The sequence below is a fragment of the Streptomyces hyaluromycini genome (assembly GCF_002217755.1).
Classification (GTDB): Bacteria; Actinomycetota; Actinomycetes; order Streptomycetales; family Streptomycetaceae; genus Streptomyces; species Streptomyces hyaluromycini.
Genome location: NZ_BCFL01000020.1, coordinates 173,197 through 189,728 on the forward strand (window position 1 = coordinate 173,197; position 16,532 = coordinate 189,728).

Genomic DNA, 16,532 nt, shown 5'->3' on the forward strand with positions numbered 1-16,532 from the left:
CTCACGATGACCGTGCTCATCCTGACCAGTGACGAGGACGTGACGGCGGACATGGTGGTCCTCCGGCTGCACGAGGCCGCAGTGCCCGTCGTCCGCCTCGATCCTGCCGATCTGACCAGTGGGGTGGCCCTGTCGGGCGAGTATGTGCAGGGCGTCAGCCGCGGACACCTGTCCGTGAACGGGCGCCTGGTGAGCATGAACGGCCTGCGTTCCATATGGCTGCGCAGGCCGGGGGTCGCGGCCTCCCGGGCGGCACAACCGTCCAGCTGGCTCACCGAGGAGTCCGAGCAGGCGCTGTACGGCATGCTGCGCGGGACCGAGGCGCGCTGGATGAACCATCCGGACGCGGCCCGCCGGGCCCGCCACAAGCCGTGGCAGCTGCGGCTGGCGCAGCGCAGCGGGCTCGCCGTGCCCGCGACGCTGATCACCACGTTTCCGCAGGCGGCCCGGGAGTTCGCGGAGCGGTTCCCGGACCTCGTGGTCAAGCCGGTGTCGGGCGCGCATCCGCAGGAGCCGCCGCGGGCGGTGCCGACCAGCCGGGTGGCGCCGGACACGGACTTCGCGGCGGTGGCCTTCGGCCCGACGCTGTTGCAGCGGCGGGTCGCCAAGCGGGCCGACATCCGGCTGACGGCGGTCGGCAAGCAGTTGCTGGCCGCCCGCAAGCCGGTGAGCCCGGACGCCCACCCCGACGACGTGGACGTCCGGTTCGCGCCGTCCGACTCTCCCTGGCAGGAGGCGGAGGTACCGCCGCGAGTCGCCGAGGCCGTCCGCACGTATATGAAGGACGCCGAGCTGGCCTACGGTGCCTTCGACTTCGCGGAGGACGCCGACGGCATCTGGTGGTTCCTGGAGTGCAACCAGTCGGGCCAGTTCGGGTTCGTCGAGATGGACACCGGTCAGCCGATCGCCGAGACCATCGCCGGCTGGCTGGCGCACGGCACCGACCGGAGCCGGTCGTACGTCAACGGCGGACGGAGCACGACGCCTTGACGGGCTGGGCGACGATGTGGAACCGGGTACGGAGAAGGGAACGGGAGATGCGCATCGGACTGCTGGGGACGGGGCCGTGGGCGCGGGCGGCGTACGCCCCCGCGCTGGCGGGGCATGGTTCGCTGGACTTCGCCGGGGTGTGGGGCCGCCGCCCCGGGGCCGCCGCGGAACTCGCCGGGGAGTACGGCGTCCGGGCGTACGACGACGTGGACGCGCTGCTCGGCGATGTGGACGCGGTGGCGGTGGCGCTGCCGCCGGTCGTCCAGGCGGAACTGGCGGTGCGCGCCGCGGCGGCGGGCCGGCATCTGCTGCTGGACAAGCCGCTCGCGCTCGGCGTCGCCGAGGGGCGGGCGGTGGTGGAGGCGGCCGAGCGGGCCCGGGTCGCCTCCGTGGTGTTCTTCACCACCCGGTTCCAGCCGGAGCCGGAGGCGTGGATCGGTGAACAGGCCGCCACCGCGGGGTGGTTCACGGCCCGGGCGCACTGGCTGGGGTCGCTGTTCACCGGTGCGGGCCCGTTCGCCGACTCGCCGTGGCGGCGGGAGAAGGGCGCGCTGTGGGACGTGGGTCCGCACGCCCTGTCCGTGCTGCTGCCGGTCCTGGGCGACGTACGGCGGGTGGCGGCCGTGCACGGCCCCGCGGACACCGTCCATCTCGTCCTCGACCACGCCGGCGGGGCGTCGAGCACGGTGACCCTGAGCCTCACCGCGCCCCCGGCGGCGGCCGGAGCCGATGTGGAGCTGCGGGGCGAGGCGGGGGTCACGCTCCTTCCGAGGAGTGCGGAAGGAGCGGTCCCGGCCCTCACCCGGGCCGCCGACGCCCTGGTCACCGCCGCGCGCACGGGCCGGGCGCACCCGTGCGACGCGGCCTTCGCCCTGCGGGTCACCGAGATCCTCACGGAGGCGGAGACCCTGCTGGGCAAGGACATCGGCTAAGCGCTCCGCTGGAAGTGCCGCGATATGCCGTCGGTCGACTGCGGCGCCGTTGTGGCTGGTCGCGCAGTTCCTCCCCCAGCCTTCGGCCGGGGGTACCCCCAGCGCCCCTTCAGGGCGCTGCCGAACCGCAGCCGACTTCGCCGGACCCGCTTAGGGGCCGGGCGGCCGGCGGGCTACTCCTTGCCGAACGGCTCATCGCTCCATCTGAACCAGGCCCGGTCCCCCTCGATGTGCAGCAGGAACTCGGGGACCGGGCCGTCCGGTGAGATCAGGGAGACCTGACCGCAGATCTCGCCCTGGACCTCCTCCCAGGCCTCCCAGTCCTCGGCGTCGGCCAGCACCAGCTCCCGGGCGAAGAGGTCCCGGACGCCGGCGAAGCCGGGACCGGGGGTGAAGGTGCCGTGCAGCCAGGGGAAGTCGGCCTCGTCGATGCGGATCTCGCCGACCGGCTCCTGCCCGCCGCGCACCTGCCAGACGTCACCCTCGAACCCCATGCCGGCCTCTCCCGTCAGCTGTCGATCACCCTGCTGTCAGCATGTCACCCGGCACTGACAGCGGCCGCCGCCCAGAAGTTCACCCGCTCCCGGACGACGGGGTATCCGGCCCGGGCGAAGTGCGCGGCCATGGGGGCGTTGCCCTGGTCGGTGGCGGCGGCGATGAACTCGGCGCCGTGCTCGACGAGGAAGTGCGTGCACTCCACGAGGAGGTCGTAGGCGTACCCGTGCCCGCGCTGCTCGGGCAGGACGCCTATGAACCCGACACAGGGTCCTGCCGGGTTGCGCCCGGGGATGTGGATGCCGACCGGCTCGCCGTCGGGGGTGCGGGCGATCTGCCACCACTCGCGGGGCGAGGGCATCCAGTGGAAGAAGTCCATCTCCTCCTGGGCCGCCTGGTCCACTCCCCCCTGCTCGATGGCACGGCGGGCGTGGGCGTCCAGGGTGACGGAGTGGATGCGGCGCAGGGCGTCGAAGAACACCCGGTCGTCGGGTTCGGGAGTGAAGACGAGGCGGCCCGGCCGTCCGGGCAGGCCGCACTCGGGCGTCCAGCGGTAGTTGTAACGCTCCACCAGCAGCTCGAAGCCCGCCTTGCGGACGGCGGTGAAGCGGGTCTCGGCGGCGGTGCGCAGGGCGGGGTCGTCGTGCCAGCCCGTGGGCAGGTCGAGTTCCAGTTCCTCGACCTGCCAGGGCGCGCCGCGCAGCAGCTCCGCGCCGGCCTCCTCCTCGCCCTCGGCCACGTCGAACCAGTTGATCAGGAGCGGCTCGGTGGCCTCGGGAGCGCCCCACCAGGCGGCCCGGGCGACCACGCGCCCGTCGCGCAGGGCGACGCGCTGCCAGTCGGGCCGGAACCGGGTGCGCTGGTGCTTCTCCCGCATGCGCAGCGGGTCGGGCAGGGTGTCGAAGAGGTGGGCGGTGCTGTCGTCGAGCGTGCGGATGACCGGATCGGTCACGGATTCCTCCGGGATGCGTACTACGGGGAGCGCTCCCGGGTCAGCTCTGACCTGTCACGCCCGGGAAACGGGGAGGGAGCGCGGAATGGGTGGGATGTACATCGCACTCGCCTCCTTCCGTCCGGTCTCGGGCGTGCGCTCATACGTTAGGGGACCGGCCCGGACGCGTCCACGGGTTTTCCGCACGCGGCTTTTCAAGATCAGGGCGGGTCGGGTGACCGGGCACGGGCGTAGCTTAGGGATGTGACTTCGGTGCGCGGCCGGTCGTCGCGCGGCTACCGGGACGGTCGTGGCTGGTTGCAGGGTGCGCCGCCGCCACGCTGGATCCGGGTGCTGCCCGTCGCCCTGCTCGCGGTGGTGACGGCGGCGACGCTGATCAGCCCCCACGGAGGCGACTTCGGCTTCCTCCTCGGGGCCATCCCGCCGCTGGCCGTGCTCTCCTACGGCCCGCTGGCGACGGCCGTGCTCAGCTGCCTGGTGGTGCTCCTGCTCAACGTGCCCGCCACCCATCTGAACCATCCCGGCGACACCGACCTCCTCACGGTCACCTTCGTGGCGCTACTGAGTGTGTTCGTTTCCTATGTGCGCAGTCACCGGGACGCCCAGCTGCTCACCGAACGGGCGGTCGGCGAGGCGGTGCAGCGGGCCGTGCTGCCGCCGATGCCGGAGCGGGTCGGCGCGGTGGGGTGCGTGGGGCTGTACCGGGCCGCGCAGCACGGCACGCTGGTGGGCGGGGACTTCTTCGACGTGCGCGACGGCCCGTACGGGGTCCGGGCGGTGATGGGGGACGTACGGGGGCACGGGCTGGCCGCCGTCGCCACGGTGGTGTCGCTGCTCGGCGCGTTCCGGGAGGCGGTGCTCGATCTGCCGGACCTGGAGTCGGTGGCGACGCGGATGGACCGCAGGCTGACGGTGGACTCGGCCGACGTCCCGCACGCGGAGCTGTTCGCCACGGCCCTGCTGCTGGAGTTCTCCGCCGATCTGCGGTCGGTGCGGATCGTGGCCTGCGGTCATCCGCCGCCCGTGCTGCTGCGGGACGGGCAGGCCCAGGAAGTGGCCGTCGCGGCGGGGGCTCCGCTCGGCCTCGGGCTGGTGGGGGTGGACCCGGCGAAGGAGGTCACGGTCGAGCTGGGGACGGGCGACCGGCTGTTCCTCGCCTCGGACGGGGTCTGGGAGGCGCGCGACCGGGCCGGGTGTTTCTATCCGCTCCCGGAGCGGCTCGCCGGGTTCGCGGGCGTGGACGCGGTCGCACTCACCGAACTGGTGTGGGAGGACCTGTCCGGACGCTACGAGGTGCGTGACGACACCACCATGCTCGTGCTGACCCCGGCCATCGGCTGAGCTCTCGGCACCGCCGTCGGCCGGACCGCTCAGCCCACCTCCCACAGGAAGCGGTGGGTGTGGATGCCGAAGTACGGGAAGGGCCGGACCTCGCGTACGCCCTCGATCGGCCGGACCACGTCGTTGACGAAGTCGAGCAGGTCCTTCGGACCGGGCGTGACCACCTCGGCGAACAGGTCGAAGCCGCCCGAGGTGAACACGGAGTACACCACCTCGGGGTGTCCGGCGAGCGCGTCGGCGACGGCACGGGGGTCGCCGTCCACGCCGACGCCCAGGAGGGCCATCGCCTGGCCGCCCATGGCCATCGGGTCGGTGACGCCGACGACCTGCACGGCCCGGGAGTCCAGCAGGCGCTGCAGCCGCTGCCGGGCCGCGGAGGCGGAGAGGCCGACCTTCGGGCCCAGGTCGGCGTAGGCGATACGGCCGTCGGCCTGGAGCTCGCGCAGGATGGCCCGGTCGATGTCGTCCATGTGCACCACGTCCCCGCCCCTTCCTCTTCGTCAGCCGGCCAGTTCGAGCAGCGCGGCGCCGAACACCGCGGTGTGGGTGTCGACGTCCTGCTCGGTGGTGTCGGGGCACATCAGGGCCATGTTGTGGAACGGGGTGAGGAGGATGCCGCGGTTGGCGAGGTAGAGGTGCAGGAAGTCCTCAAGGCCGGGGTCGGCGGCGGCCTCGGACTCGGTGCCGGTGCGCGGGGCCGGGGAGGCGAAGCGGTACTCGGTGCGGGCGCCGAGGCGGCTGACCGACCAGGGCAGGCCGTGCGCCTCGACGGCGGACCGCACACCGCTCTCGAAGCGTGCGGAGAGCCGGTCCATGTGGTCGAACGCCTCGTCGGTGAGCACGTGCTCCAGGGTGGCCCGGGTCGCCGCCACCGAGAGCGCGTTGCCCGCGAGGGTGCCGCCGACCCCGCCCATGTCCACGAGGTCCAGGTCGTCGCGGGCGAGGAGCCGCTCGGCGAGGTCGGCGGAGAGGCCGTAGGCGCCGGCCGGGATGCCGCCGCCGATGGCCTTGCCGATGGTCAGCAGGTCGGGTTCCAGGTCCCAGGCGGCGGTGCAGCCGCCGGGCCCGGCGGAGAAGGTGTGCGTCTCGTCGTTGATCAGCAGCGTGCCGTACTGCCGGGTGAGGGCGCGCACGCCCTCCAGGTAGCCGGGCTCGGGCAGCACGATGCCGATGTTGGTGAGGGCGGGTTCCATGAGGACGGCCGCCACGTCGCCGTGGGCGAGTTCGCGCTCCAGCTGGTCCAGGTCGTTGAACTCGGCGACCCGGCTGGTCAGGGTGACGTCGCAGGGCGCGCCGACGTTCCCGGGGCGGGGCGCGCCCTTGCCGTCGGGGCCGACGACGATGAGGGACTCGTCGACGCTGCCGTGGTAGCTGTAGCTGTTCACCAGGATCTTCGGGCGCCCCGTGACGGCGCGGGCGAGCCGGATCGCCCACCGGTTGGCGTCCGTCGCGGTGAGCGAGAAGCTCCAGCGGGCGAGTCCGAAGCGGCGGGTCAGCTCGGCGCCGACCCACTCCGCGTCCTCCGTCGGCAGCATCGCGGTGGCCCCGCCCAGCTCGCCGAACCGGCGGTGCACCGCCTCGGTCACGGCGGCCGGCGAGTGACCGGCCATCGCGCCGGTGTCGCCGAGGCAGAAGTCGATGTACGTGTGCCCGTCGACGTCGGTGACCCGGGCACCACGGGCGGTCGCCAGGTACCGGGGGAAGGCTCCGGCGGTCTTGTTCATCCACGTCATCGGGACCCGGCCGAAGAGATGGCCGGCGTCAGCGTATGCCGCCCGGGAACGGGGGTTTCGCCGTTCGGCCTCGGCGCTCTCGCGGGCCAGGAGGGCGTGCAGTCGGGTGCGGTCCATGAAGTACCCCTGGTCGGGTGCAGCGGCGACGGAACGATGGGAGCGTACGACTGATATCACCCCTGAATCAAGGCATGACACTCGAATCGATTGCCGGAACGACAGAATCGAGCGTGATCGTCCATCACGGCAGATCCGCTGCTCTGCGCAACTCCGCACCGATGCACCGTGTTCGAACATCCGCCCTAAAACGCCAGGGTTCGCCACCCCTTCCGCCAGTTAGAAATATCTACCAGCATGCATATGCCGGGTTGGCGTGCGGATGCGCCGAGTGCCCGGTGCCGGTCGTTCCCTGCACCCGAAACAGGTGAGCGGATATCCCACGGAGCAGTGCATGACGAACACGATGTGGATGCAGGGTGTGGAATGGCTCGCGGCGGCCTCGGCGGACCCCCGGGCATGCAAATGGGAGTGGGACCACGGTGAGGGCGTCTCGCTTTTGGAGGCAGGACGCTTCTGGGATGTGCTGAGCGTGCCGGACCGGCTCGGTCTGCTCACGCTGGACCTGCTGTGGCGGCCGCCCCTGCCGGTGCCCGGGCCGACCCTGGTGGACACCGCGGCGCGCCGGGTCGGGTTCTTCCTGCCCCCCGACCCCGACGGCGGCTGGATCGGGGCCGGGCTGCGGTACACGGGCAAGGGGGCGTGGGTCGCGGTACCGCCGCCCTACCGGCCCGCGCGTTTCCTGGAGTGGCTGGTGCCGCCCGACGGCAGCGGCGCCCTGCACTCGCCGGCCACGCTGGAGCTGGCGCTCCGGGAGGCCAACGGCACACTGGCGGTACTGCGGCCGGTGTGCGACGAGCAGTGAGGCCGGAGGTCAGCGGCGGTCGGCTCACGGGAGCGAAAGGGCGCGCGGCTCCCGGACCGTGCGCCAGGGCGTGCGAGAAGTTCCGTCCGTGCCGGGGAAACGCCCGGGACGCGCTGGTGGTACACGCCGTCCGACGCGCTCACCGGGCCGGGTGAGCGCACCCCCCGATCGGGCCGGGCCGCCCGTCCTGCAGGCATTCCGGCGGCCGGCAGGCGGCGCCGGGCGCGCGCTCGTATCCTGTGAAGTCAGGGTTCTGACGTCCGACCCCACCGCACGTACGCTCTCACGTGCTTGGAGTCAGCCCATGCCGTACAGGTCCGCCATGCTGCGCCGGGCGGCCGCGATCGCCGTCGTGCTGGGCGCGCTCACCGTGCCCCTCGCCGGAGCACCCGCAGCCGCACCGGTCGCGTTCGCCGCACCCTCGCCCACCCCGTCGCCGTCCGGCAGCCCGGACGTCCGCACCATGACCCCGGCGGTGGCCCGCCAACTCGACGCGGTCGTCCAGCACGTCATGAGCGAGGCGGACGTACCCGGCGTGACCGTCGGCATCTGGACGCCCGGCCAGAGCGACTACGTTCGCTCGTTCGGGGTCGCGAACAAGGCGACCGGGCAGAAGATGTCACCCGACCTGTACATGCGGATCGGCAGCGAGACCAAGACGTTCACGGTGACCGCACTGCTCCAGCTGGTCGACCAGGGCAGGGTGAGCCTGGACGACCCCGTCGGCAAGTACCTCCATGGCGTCCCCAACGGTGACCGGATCACGCTGCGGGACCTGGCCGGGATGCGCAGCGGGCTGTTCAACTACTCCGAGGACGCGGGCTTCTTCAAGGCGCTGACGTCGGATCCGCAGCGCGCCTTCACCCCGCGGCAGCTGCTCGCCTACTCCTTCGCACACCCGGTGATGTTCCAGCCCGGGGAGAAGTTCTTCTACTCCAACACCAACCTGATCCTGCTCGGCCTGCTCGTCGAGAAGGAGAGCGGGCAGCGGCTCGGCGACTACCTCGAACAGGACGTCCTGCGTCCGGCGGGCATGAGCCACACCCTGTTCCCGACCGGGAACGAGTTCCCCGCCCCGCACGCACAGGGCTACACCAACCAGACCGCGACCGGGAAGGTCGAGGAGACCGCCGGCTGGAACCCGTCCTGGGGCTGGGCCGCCGGCGCGATGATCTCGAACCTGGACGATCTGCACACCTGGGCGCGCACCGTGGCCACCGGTGTCTTCCCCGACGGCACCGCCATGGTCGGACCGGCCGTCCAGAAACAGCGGCTGACCACACCCTCGACCGGCATCCAGGGCGCCGGGTACGGCCTCGGCATCTTCGACGTCCAGGGCTGGATCGGGCACAACGGCTCGCTGCCGGGCTACGAGTCCCTGACCGTCTACCTGCCGTCGACGCGGACGACGGTGGTCGTGCTGCTCAACACCGACATCAGCTACAAGGGCGACATCGAGCCCAGCACCCTGTTCGGCCAGGCGATCACCCGGGTCGTCTCCCCGTCCCACGTCTTCAACCTGCCGGTGCCGGCCTCCGCCACGCGGTGACGATTCGGCCCGCGCGGGATCCCAACTCACCGCCCCCGCATGGCATTTCCGACACTTGACACAGAAGCGAACAGTCGCCGGGCGGATTCGAAGTGATGTAACGATTCACCGTGCGGGGCCGGTCAATGACGGTGTGTACTGTGCTGCGAGCGCCACATGGGAGGGCCCTGGGCTCTCCCTGCCGTCTGCTGCCCTACTCCCCCTGGAAACCGATTCCATGATCGAATTACCGGAACTGGTGGCCGGTGGTCTCGCCGCCGGAACGCTCTCCGCGCTCGCCCTCGGCGGCAGCCTGGTCAGGTCCCGGCGCCAGAAGGCGGCGCTGCGGGCCGAGGTCACGGAACTGCGGGCCCAACTGGAGGGCGCCGAGGGCGCGTTCATCACCGAGGTCGAGCATCTCGCGGCCCGCCGGATGCCCGCGGCCGCGGCCCAGCTCGCGCATCCGCACCTCAGGGTGCCGGGCCCGGCCAGGCAGCACACGCCCGGGACCCCCACCGGGATCGCGCTGGAGTACGTGCTCACCGCGCTGCGCGAGGAGCTGAGCGCGCAGCGCACCCGGATCGACGCGGCCGCGCAGGCCGGCCTCCGGGGCGCCACCCGGGAGATCCAGGCCGCCCTGTACCGCCTGCAGGACGCCCTGCGGGGACTTCAACAACGCTACGACGACCCCGAGCTGGCGCAGACACTGTTCGCACTGGACCACGAGAACGAGCAGTCGCTGCGGCGGGCACAGGTCGCGGCCGTGGTGTGCGGGGCCTGGGTGGGACTGGCCCGCGAGGAGTCCCATGTGGTGGACGCCGTCACCGGCGGCCAGGCCCGGCTCTCGGGCTACCACCGGATCCAGGTCAACAACCATCTGGAGCCGGGCACCGCCCTGGTGTCCCACGCGGTCGAGCCGGTCGCCATCATCGTCGCCGAACTCCTCGACAACGCGCTGCGCCACTCGGCGCCGGACACCGACGTCGTGGTCAATCTGGAGCACGTCCACCACGGGGTGTGCGTGACCGTCGACGACGCGGGCCTCGGCATGACGCAGGACGAACGGGCCCGCGCCCAGCGGCTGGTGGCGGGCAGCGACCCGATCCTGCTGACCGACCTGGGCGACCCGCCGCGCATGGGCCTGGCCGCGATCGGCCAGCTCACCCGCCAGTTCGACCTGAGCGTCGACGTCTCGTCCCCCTCGCCCTACGGCGGGGTCCGCGCGGTGCTGCGGGTGGACAGCCATCTGCTCGGCCGGATCGACCCGGGCGAACGGCCCCCGTCGGTCAGCGCGCCCCGCTCGACCCGGGAGCGCGCGGCGCGCAGGGAAGCGGTGCGTGAGCGGGCCGTGCGTGAGACGGCGGTGCGTGAGACGCCCGTCCCTCAGACAGCCGTACACGAGGCAGCCGTACCGGAATCGGCCCTGCCCGAGATCGCCTCGGCCGAGTCTCCGGTGCCCGCCGCGCCGGCACCGGCCGGACCGGCTGCCGAGCACGAACGCGCCCCCGCCCCCGGCCATGAGCAGCCGGGTGACCTGGGCGGCCTGCCGCAGCGGCGCCGTCGGCACCGTGCCGCCGCCCCCGGCGCGCCCGAACCGCAGCAGGCCGCGCGCCGCCCCGAGGAGGCGGCCGCGGCGCTCGCGGCCCTGCAGTACGGCACCGCGGCGGCGCGGGCCCCCAAGCGGGCGAGCGCGCCCGAACCCCAGCGGACCGACGACGAAGGAGGAGCGGCCAGATGAGCAGCCGCGATGCGGGCGAGACGGCATGGGTGCTGGACCCCGTCCTGCAGGTACCGCATGTACTGGCCGCCGTCCTGCTCACCCGGGACGGCCTGGCGACCGGCTACACCGACCGCCTGTCCCAGGCGAGCGCGGAGCGGGTGGCCGCGATCACCAGTACCGTGCAGGGCGCCTGCCGGGCCGCGGCGGCCGCGTTCGCCGACCGGGACCGGGCCGAGGTGCGGCAGGTGGTCATCGAGTCGGACCACGGCTACGTGCTGATCGTGCCCACCGACCACGGCACCTGTGTGGCCGCCTACGGTGACCCGGAGGTGCGGCTCGACCTGCTGGCGCACCGGGTGCACTCGCAGGTGGCCCGGCTGGGTGAGAAGGCGATGGCGGCCGCGCCCAGAGGCTCCGACGGCGGCGCACCGGCATGACCGGCCGCCGTGGCGGCCGTCCCCTGGTCCCCGCGTATCTGTCGACCGGCGGGGTGGCGCGCCCCAGCCGTCCGCACCTGGAACGGCTGACGGTGCTCACCCGTGACGGGACCCCCCTGCCCGCCGGTCTGCCGGCCGCCGAACTGGCCCTGCTGGAGCTGCTGTCCGGCGGCGCGCTGACGGTGGTGGAGGCGGCGGCGCTGCTGCGGCTGCCGTTCTCCGCCGTGCGGGTGCTGGCCGCCGACCTCGTCGACCGGGACCTGGTCCAGGCCCGCGCGCCGATCCCGCCCGCCGAACGGTTCGACCCCGACCTGCTGAAGAGAGTGGCCGATGGCCTCCGCGCCCTCAAGCACCAGTGAGCTGCCCCGCGCGGGCGGCACCCATCTCCCCGACACCGCCCGCGATCTGGTGAAGATCCTGGTCACCGGGCCGTTCGGGGTGGGCAAGACGACCCTGATCGACTCGGTGTCGGAGATCCGCCCGCTGCACACCGAGGAGCATCTCACCGAGGCCTCCGTCCATGTCGACGATCTCGACGGGGTGCGGGAGAAGGAGACGACGACCGTCGCCATCGACTTCGGGCGGATCAGCCTGTCCGGCGGGATCGTGCTGTACCTGTTCGGGACACCGGGGCAGGACCGGTTCCGGACGCTGTGGGACGACATCTCCTACGGGGCGCTCGGTGCCCTGGTCCTGGTCGACAGCCGCCGGATCGACGCCTCCTTCGACGTACTGGGCCTGGTGGAGGAGGCGGGGCTGCCGTACGCGGTCGCCTTCAACGCGTTTCCCGACGCGCCGAGCCACTACACGGGCGACCAGCTGCGCGCCGCCCTGGATCTGGAGCCCGGCACCCCGATGGTGACCTGTGACGCCCGGGACCCGCATTCCTCGGTCGACGCGCTGCTCGCCCTCGTCCAGCACCTGATCGACGACCGGCCGGCGGAGGCCCGATGACCGCCCAGCAGTCCTTCACCGTCTCCGGCCCGGTACGGCTGTGGGAGGACGGCTTCGCCCGCAACCCGCACGGCTACTACGCGGCGCTGCGCGCCCAGGGCCCGGTGGGCTGGGCGGAACTCGCGCCGGGCACGCCGGCGTACGTGGTCACGGAGCGGCGCGCCGCCCTGGACGTGCTGCGGGACGTCGAGACCTTCTCGCACGACCCGCGGGGCTGGGAGGCGACCGTCCCCGAGGACTCCCCGCTGCTCGGCATGATGCGCTGGCGGCCCAACGCCCTGTTCTCCGACGCCGACGCGCACCTCCGCTACCGGACCACCCTCATCGACGTGTTCGACCTGATCGAGCCGCACGACCTGCGCCAGCTGGTGCACCGCGCGGTGCGGCTGCTGGTCGACCGCTTCGGGCCCAAGGGCGAGGCGGATCTCGTCACCGACTTCACCCGGCCGCTGATGGCCCTGGTGTTCAACAACCTCTTCGGGCTGCCGGACAGCCAGGGGGACCGGCTCAACGAGGGCCTCCTGAAGATGATGGAGGGCGGCGCGCAGGCGGCCGAGGGCGAGGCGGACTTCGTCGAGTACGTGCTGCGGCTGATCGCCGCCAAGGTCGAGGAGCGCGGCGAGGACCTGCCGAGCATGCTCCTGGACCATCCCGCGCAGCTGACCCCGGAGGAGGTCACCTGGCAGGTGTTCCTCACCCTGGGCGCCGGCTACGAGCCGACCACGAACCTCGTCTCCAACGCGCTCTCCCGGATCCTCGGCAACCCGCTCTACTACTCCACGCTCACCAGCGGCGCCCGACCGGTGATGGACGCGGTCATCGAGGTGCTGCACCACGAGACCCCGCTGGCCAACTACGGCATCTACTACGCCCGTCGGCCGGTCTCCTTCCACGGGGCGTGGGTCCGGCCGGCGATCCCGGTGGTGGTCTCCTTCGGCGCCGTGGGGCTGTTCGCCGAGCGGGAGGACACCGGCGGCCGGCGTGCCGCGGACGCCTCGCACCTGTCGTGGGGCGCCGGTCCGCACGCCTGCCCGGTCCGGCACCACGCGCTGCTCATCGCGACCGAGGCGATCGAGCGGCTCACCCTGTGGCTGCCCGACCTCGACCCGGTCCTGCCCCGCGAGAAGCTCAGCTGGCGGCCCGGCCCGTTCCACCGCTCGCTGACCTCGCTGCCCGTCCGGTTCAGCCCCCGCTCCCCCGACCAGCCTGGAGAGTCGTCGTGACCGTCACCGACCGCATCGCTCTCGACCCGTTCGGCTCCGACATCCCGGCGGAGAGCGCACGGTTACGCGCCCTCGGCCCCGTCGTGCCCGTCGAACTGCCCGGCGGCATACCCGCCTGGGCGCCCACCGGCTACGACGTCCTCAAGGAACTCATCCTCGATCCCCAGGTCAGCAAGGACCCGCGCAAGCACTGGCGGCTCTGGCCGGAGATCGGCGAACACCCCTCCTGGGGCTGGGTGGTGAGCTGGATCGGCGTGTTCAACATGCTCTCCGCGTACGGCCCCGACCACACCCGGCTGCGCAAGCTGGTGGCGCCGAGCTTCACGCACCGGCGGACCGAGGCGATGCGGCCGCGGGTCGCGGCGATCGCCGCGGAGCTGCTCGACGCGCTGGCGGCCGCGGGTGCCGACGGTTCGGCGGTGGACCTGCGGGCCGGGCTGGCGCAGCCGCTTCCCATGCGGATGATCTGCGAACTGTTCGGGGTGCCCGACGAGATGCGGGACGACACCGGTGCGCTGATCGCGGCCATCATGGACACCTCCGACCCGACCCCCGAGCACGCGGCGTTCGTGCAGGAGCGGATCGGCACGGTCCTCGGCGGGCTGATCGCGTACAAGGTGGAGCACCCGGGCGACGACATGACCACGGAGCTGATCCGGGTCCGCGACGAGGACGGCGACCGGCTCAGCGACGAGGAACTTCTTTACACGCTGCTGCTGGTGATCGGCGCCGGCTTCGAGACCACGGTCAACCTGATCGGCAACGCGGCCGTGGCGCTGCTGACGGATCCGGCGCAGCTGGCGGCGGTGCGGTCCGGGACGGTCGGCTGGGACGCGGTGATCGACGAGACGCTGCGGGTCCATCCGTCGATCGCCTCGCTGCCGCTGCGGTTCGCGGTGAACGACCTGAAGGTCGGGGACGTCACCATTCCGGCCGGGGACGCGATCATCACCACGTTCGCGGCGGCGGGCCTCGACCCGGCGCACTACGGGCCGGACGCGGCCGTGTTCGACGCCGCCCGGGGCGGCGACGACCATCTGGCGTTCGGGATCGGGGTGCACCGCTGCATCGGCGCGCCGCTCGCCCGGGCGGAGGCGCTGGCCGCGCTGCCCGCGCTGTTCGAGCGGTTCCCGGGGCTGCGGCTCGCGGTCGGCGAGGACGAGCTGCGGCAGGTGCCGTCGTTCATCGCGTTCGGCTGGCAGGAGATCCCGGTGCGCCTGGAGGCGTGAACCGGGGGCGAGGCGGGGCGGCCGGGGATCGCGGGGGCGGCGACCGGTCCCCCGTTCCGGTCGTGCCCCCGCGCAATGTGAACTTACGTCCGGATCCGGTCGTTGGGTATCGCGCCGGTGCCCGTTCGGGGACGCCGAGGACTCACCCGTGCACAGGTGAGTCCGGTTGGCCCTGATTCGCCGGGAGCAGGACGGGTGCGGTGAGGTCCCCGAGGGCGAGGTGGGCCAGGACGACCTCGTACAGGTCGGTGCCCGCGGCCAGCAGCTGGCGTTCCAGGACGGGTTCGGCGCCCCGCACGTGTTCGCGGACGGTCTGGGCGTGCATGCCCAGGTCGTGGGCGGCGCGTTCGGCGTTCCCGTCGGCGGCGATCCAGGCGCGCAGGGTGCCGCGCAGGTCGCGGCCGTCCCGGACCAGCCGGTCCAGGAGGTCGTGCGCCCAGGCCCGCAGCGCCGGACTCGCCAGCAGGTCGCCCAGCCGGACGCCGGACGGCTCGGGCACCGTACCGGCGAGATCCTCCGTCAGGGCCGCATGGGTGTTCAGGGCCAGATGGACGGTGGCGCGCACGGTGAGGTCGGAGAAGTCGGCGCCCAGCAACGCCTCGACCCGGTCCATGCGGGCGCGCACGGTGTTGCGGCTGACGCCGAGGACCTTGGCCGCGCTGACGGCGGTGAACTCCAGGCCGAGGCGGGTGGTGGCGAGGAGTTCCGCACGGGTGTGGTGGGGCAGGGTGTCGAGCGGCCGCAGCACGGCGGTGGACCAGGCATGCAGCGCGGTGGGGTCCATCAGCCGTTCCGGGTGGGTGCGTTCGGCGTAGACGGCGGCCTGGTCGGGGCGGAAGTGGGCGACGGCGAGGGCGCTGACGGCCTGGCCGTAGGCGGTGGCCGTCTGGGCCAGGTTCTGCCGGACGCTGCCGCCGAGGAAGGTGCCGGGGCGGCCGTCGACCAGTGAGCGCAGCCGCTCCGCCGTCGCGGGCGCGGGGCTGAGGACGATGACGTGGCCGTCCATGGCGGGGCAGCGCACGACGAGGGCCTGGCCGCGGGTCATGTCGAGGCAGTCCTCGGCGAGGCCGTCGCGTTCCGCCGGGTGCCCCTCGACGATGTACACGCAGGCGCTGTCGGTGTCGAGCAGGCCGGGCCACAGGCCGGAGGCGACGCGGCGGGCGGAGACCGTGTCCTCCACCATCAGGAGTTGCAGGATGGCGAGGCGCAGGTCGGCGGCGGCCCGCCGGAGCCGGTGCCCGGCGGCCCTCAGCTCCCGCTCGCGCAGCAGGAGTTCGACGACTCCGGCGGTGTGGGTGACGATCTCGGCGGCGCGCCGGTCGAAGGGGGTGTCGCGGGCCACGGCGAGCAGTCCGGCGGCCGCCGGACGCGGGTCGGAGGCGCGGACGGCGACGAGCCGCAGGTGGCGGTCGCCGTCCTGGACCGCGGCGGCTGAGATCCGCCTGGCGATCACGTCGGCCACGAGTCCGGCGTCGAGGGGGATTCCGGTACCGGCGAGCACCGTGCCGTCGGCGTCCTGGAGGCAGACCGTCCCCTGCACCGCGCCGGCCAGCCAGGCGACGACCCGGCGCGGGTCGCGGGCGCCGGGACGCAGATGGTCGAGGAGCCGCGCGGCCCAGTCGTCGCCGAGGGTTGTCGGGTACGGGGGGCCCTCGCCTGCTCGGCCTGCCATCTCGCCCTGCCCCTCGTCCCTCGCGTAAGCCTCGGTCCACGGACGTTACCCGATGGACGAAGCCCGGTCCCGGCCACCGGGCACGGCTCCGCCGGCGGCCCTCGGGGGAAGGGCCACCGGCGGAGAAAGCCTCACCCGGGGCCGGGGGGGAGGGCCCCGGGTTGGCTGGTTCTTCGGATGCCCGGGAATCCACCGGTTATGCGGACCGATTTCCGAATCCGCCGGATCCATGGCCGGCGACGGCCGCGGCACGACCACCCGGTCGGGCCATGACGTGGCCGGGCCGGGGTCCCGCGCGCATCCCGGTACCGACCGGGTACGGCCCGAGCGGGTCCGGTGAAGTCCGCTGCAGTTCGGCAGCGCCCCTTCGGGGCGCTGGGGGTACCCCCGGCCGAAGGCTGGGG

16 protein-coding genes are annotated in these 16,532 nt (G+C 73.1%); 11 read left to right on the forward strand and 5 right to left on the reverse strand.

All coding sequences use genetic code 11. The features are described from left to right. Positions 1 to 6: 6 nt before the first annotated feature. Both tgmB and SSP29_RS22585 read left to right on the forward strand, forming a co-directional pair. Positions 7 to 990, forward strand: a complete 984-nt coding sequence (gene tgmB / locus SSP29_RS22580) for an ATP-grasp ribosomal peptide maturase (RefSeq protein ID WP_089102566.1) — start codon at positions 7 to 9, stop codon at positions 988 to 990. Positions 991 to 1,037: 47 nt separating this feature from the next. Next, on the forward strand, positions 1,038 to 1,922 hold the full coding sequence (locus tag SSP29_RS22585; protein WP_089102567.1) for a Gfo/Idh/MocA family protein: 885 nt from the start codon (positions 1,038 to 1,040) through the stop codon (positions 1,920 to 1,922). A gap of 173 nt (positions 1,923 to 2,095) precedes the next feature. Here the strand turns inward: SSP29_RS22585 and SSP29_RS22590 are convergent, their stop codons facing one another. Together SSP29_RS22590 and SSP29_RS22595 are read right to left on the reverse strand one after the other, a co-directional pair. After that, a complete protein-coding gene (locus tag SSP29_RS22590) occupies positions 2,096 to 2,416 on the reverse strand; it encodes a hypothetical protein (RefSeq protein WP_089102568.1) in 321 nt (106 codons plus the stop codon). Between the two features lie 44 nt (positions 2,417 to 2,460). Next, complete coding sequence (locus tag SSP29_RS22595; protein ID WP_089102569.1) at positions 2,461 to 3,369, reverse strand: GNAT family N-acetyltransferase; 909 nt, start codon at positions 3,367 to 3,369, stop codon at positions 2,461 to 2,463. A gap of 243 nt (positions 3,370 to 3,612) precedes the next feature. On the opposite strand from SSP29_RS22595, the gene SSP29_RS22600 reads away from it, so the two are divergent. Continuing rightward, a complete protein-coding gene (locus SSP29_RS22600; protein ID WP_089102570.1) occupies positions 3,613 to 4,710 on the forward strand; it encodes a PP2C family protein-serine/threonine phosphatase in 1,098 nt (365 codons plus the stop codon). 29 nt (positions 4,711 to 4,739) lie between these two features. Here the strand turns inward: SSP29_RS22600 and SSP29_RS22605 are convergent, their stop codons facing one another. Together SSP29_RS22605 and SSP29_RS22610 are read right to left on the reverse strand one after the other, a co-directional pair. Beyond that, a complete protein-coding gene (locus SSP29_RS22605) occupies positions 4,740 to 5,180 on the reverse strand; it encodes an Lrp/AsnC family transcriptional regulator (protein WP_089102895.1) in 441 nt (146 codons plus the stop codon). A gap of 30 nt (positions 5,181 to 5,210) precedes the next feature. After that, on the reverse strand, positions 5,211 to 6,560 hold the full coding sequence (locus tag SSP29_RS22610; RefSeq protein WP_089102571.1) for a transaminase: 1,350 nt from the start codon (positions 6,558 to 6,560) through the stop codon (positions 5,211 to 5,213). 334 nt (positions 6,561 to 6,894) lie between these two features. Here SSP29_RS22610 and SSP29_RS22615 point away from each other — a divergent pair, with 334 nt between their 5' ends. From SSP29_RS22615 to SSP29_RS22650, 8 genes are all read left to right on the forward strand, one after another. Then, positions 6,895 to 7,365: a hypothetical protein gene (locus tag SSP29_RS22615; protein WP_089102572.1), complete on the forward strand. Its 471-nt coding sequence runs from the start codon at positions 6,895 to 6,897 to the stop codon at positions 7,363 to 7,365. Between the two features lie 304 nt (positions 7,366 to 7,669). Continuing rightward, positions 7,670 to 8,914, forward strand: a complete 1,245-nt coding sequence (locus tag SSP29_RS22620; RefSeq protein WP_089102573.1) for a serine hydrolase domain-containing protein — start codon at positions 7,670 to 7,672, stop codon at positions 8,912 to 8,914. A gap of 217 nt (positions 8,915 to 9,131) precedes the next feature. Next, a complete protein-coding gene (locus tag SSP29_RS22625; protein ID WP_089102574.1) occupies positions 9,132 to 10,631 on the forward strand; it encodes an ATP-binding protein in 1,500 nt (499 codons plus the stop codon). Next, positions 10,628 to 11,050 carry a roadblock/LC7 domain-containing protein gene (locus tag SSP29_RS22630; protein WP_089102575.1) on the forward strand — a complete coding sequence of 141 codons (423 nt, stop codon included), beginning with the start codon at positions 10,628 to 10,630 and terminating at the stop codon, positions 11,048 to 11,050. The genes SSP29_RS22625 and SSP29_RS22630 overlap by 4 nt, the downstream gene beginning before the upstream one ends. After that, positions 11,047 to 11,409 (forward strand): DUF742 domain-containing protein, encoded by a 363-nt coding sequence (locus SSP29_RS22635; RefSeq protein WP_089102576.1) that lies wholly within the window; start codon positions 11,047 to 11,049, stop codon positions 11,407 to 11,409. Before SSP29_RS22630 ends, SSP29_RS22635 begins: the two co-directional genes overlap by 4 nt. Beyond that, complete coding sequence (locus tag SSP29_RS22640; protein ID WP_089102577.1) at positions 11,381 to 12,004, forward strand: GTP-binding protein; 624 nt, start codon at positions 11,381 to 11,383, stop codon at positions 12,002 to 12,004. Before SSP29_RS22635 ends, SSP29_RS22640 begins: the two co-directional genes overlap by 29 nt. Further along, on the forward strand, positions 12,001 to 13,227 hold the full coding sequence (locus tag SSP29_RS22645; RefSeq protein ID WP_089102578.1) for a cytochrome P450 family protein: 1,227 nt from the start codon (positions 12,001 to 12,003) through the stop codon (positions 13,225 to 13,227). Before SSP29_RS22640 ends, SSP29_RS22645 begins: the two co-directional genes overlap by 4 nt. Continuing rightward, positions 13,224 to 14,456, forward strand: coding sequence for a cytochrome P450 family protein (locus tag SSP29_RS22650; RefSeq protein ID WP_089102579.1), 1,233 nt, complete (start codon positions 13,224 to 13,226; stop codon positions 14,454 to 14,456). Before SSP29_RS22645 ends, SSP29_RS22650 begins: the two co-directional genes overlap by 4 nt. A 142-nt stretch (positions 14,457 to 14,598) precedes the next feature. On the opposite strand, the gene SSP29_RS22655 is transcribed toward SSP29_RS22650, so the two are convergent. Next, positions 14,599 to 16,128: a helix-turn-helix domain-containing protein gene (locus SSP29_RS22655; protein WP_089102580.1), complete on the reverse strand. Its 1,530-nt coding sequence runs from the start codon at positions 16,126 to 16,128 to the stop codon at positions 14,599 to 14,601. Between the last annotated feature and the right edge of the window lie 404 nt (positions 16,129 to 16,532).

What these genes read in the sequence shown, in the direction of transcription:
- SSP29_RS22655 (WP_089102580.1), bottom strand. Translation starts at nt 16,128, where the DNA reads ATGGCAGGCCGAGCAGGCGAGGGCCCCCCGTACCCGACAACCCTCGGC.
- SSP29_RS22625 (WP_089102574.1), top strand. Translation starts at nt 9,132, where the DNA reads ATGATCGAATTACCGGAACTGGTGGCCGGTGGTCTCGCCGCCGGAACG.
- SSP29_RS22605 (WP_089102895.1), bottom strand. Translation starts at nt 5,180, where the DNA reads ATGGACGACATCGACCGGGCCATCCTGCGCGAGCTCCAGGCCGACGGC.
- SSP29_RS22585 (WP_089102567.1), top strand. Translation starts at nt 1,038, where the DNA reads ATGCGCATCGGACTGCTGGGGACGGGGCCGTGGGCGCGGGCGGCGTAC.
- tgmB (WP_089102566.1), top strand. Translation starts at nt 7, where the DNA reads ATGACCGTGCTCATCCTGACCAGTGACGAGGACGTGACGGCGGACATG.
- SSP29_RS22610 (WP_089102571.1), bottom strand. Translation starts at nt 6,560, where the DNA reads ATGGACCGCACCCGACTGCACGCCCTCCTGGCCCGCGAGAGCGCCGAG.
- SSP29_RS22630 (WP_089102575.1), top strand. Translation starts at nt 10,628, where the DNA reads ATGAGCAGCCGCGATGCGGGCGAGACGGCATGGGTGCTGGACCCCGTC.
- SSP29_RS22620 (WP_089102573.1), top strand. Translation starts at nt 7,670, where the DNA reads ATGCCGTACAGGTCCGCCATGCTGCGCCGGGCGGCCGCGATCGCCGTC.
- SSP29_RS22615 (WP_089102572.1), top strand. Translation starts at nt 6,895, where the DNA reads ATGACGAACACGATGTGGATGCAGGGTGTGGAATGGCTCGCGGCGGCC.
- SSP29_RS22640 (WP_089102577.1), top strand. Translation starts at nt 11,381, where the DNA reads ATGGCCTCCGCGCCCTCAAGCACCAGTGAGCTGCCCCGCGCGGGCGGC.
- SSP29_RS22590 (WP_089102568.1), bottom strand. Translation starts at nt 2,416, where the DNA reads ATGGGGTTCGAGGGTGACGTCTGGCAGGTGCGCGGCGGGCAGGAGCCG.
- SSP29_RS22645 (WP_089102578.1), top strand. Translation starts at nt 12,001, where the DNA reads ATGACCGCCCAGCAGTCCTTCACCGTCTCCGGCCCGGTACGGCTGTGG.
- SSP29_RS22635 (WP_089102576.1), top strand. Translation starts at nt 11,047, where the DNA reads ATGACCGGCCGCCGTGGCGGCCGTCCCCTGGTCCCCGCGTATCTGTCG.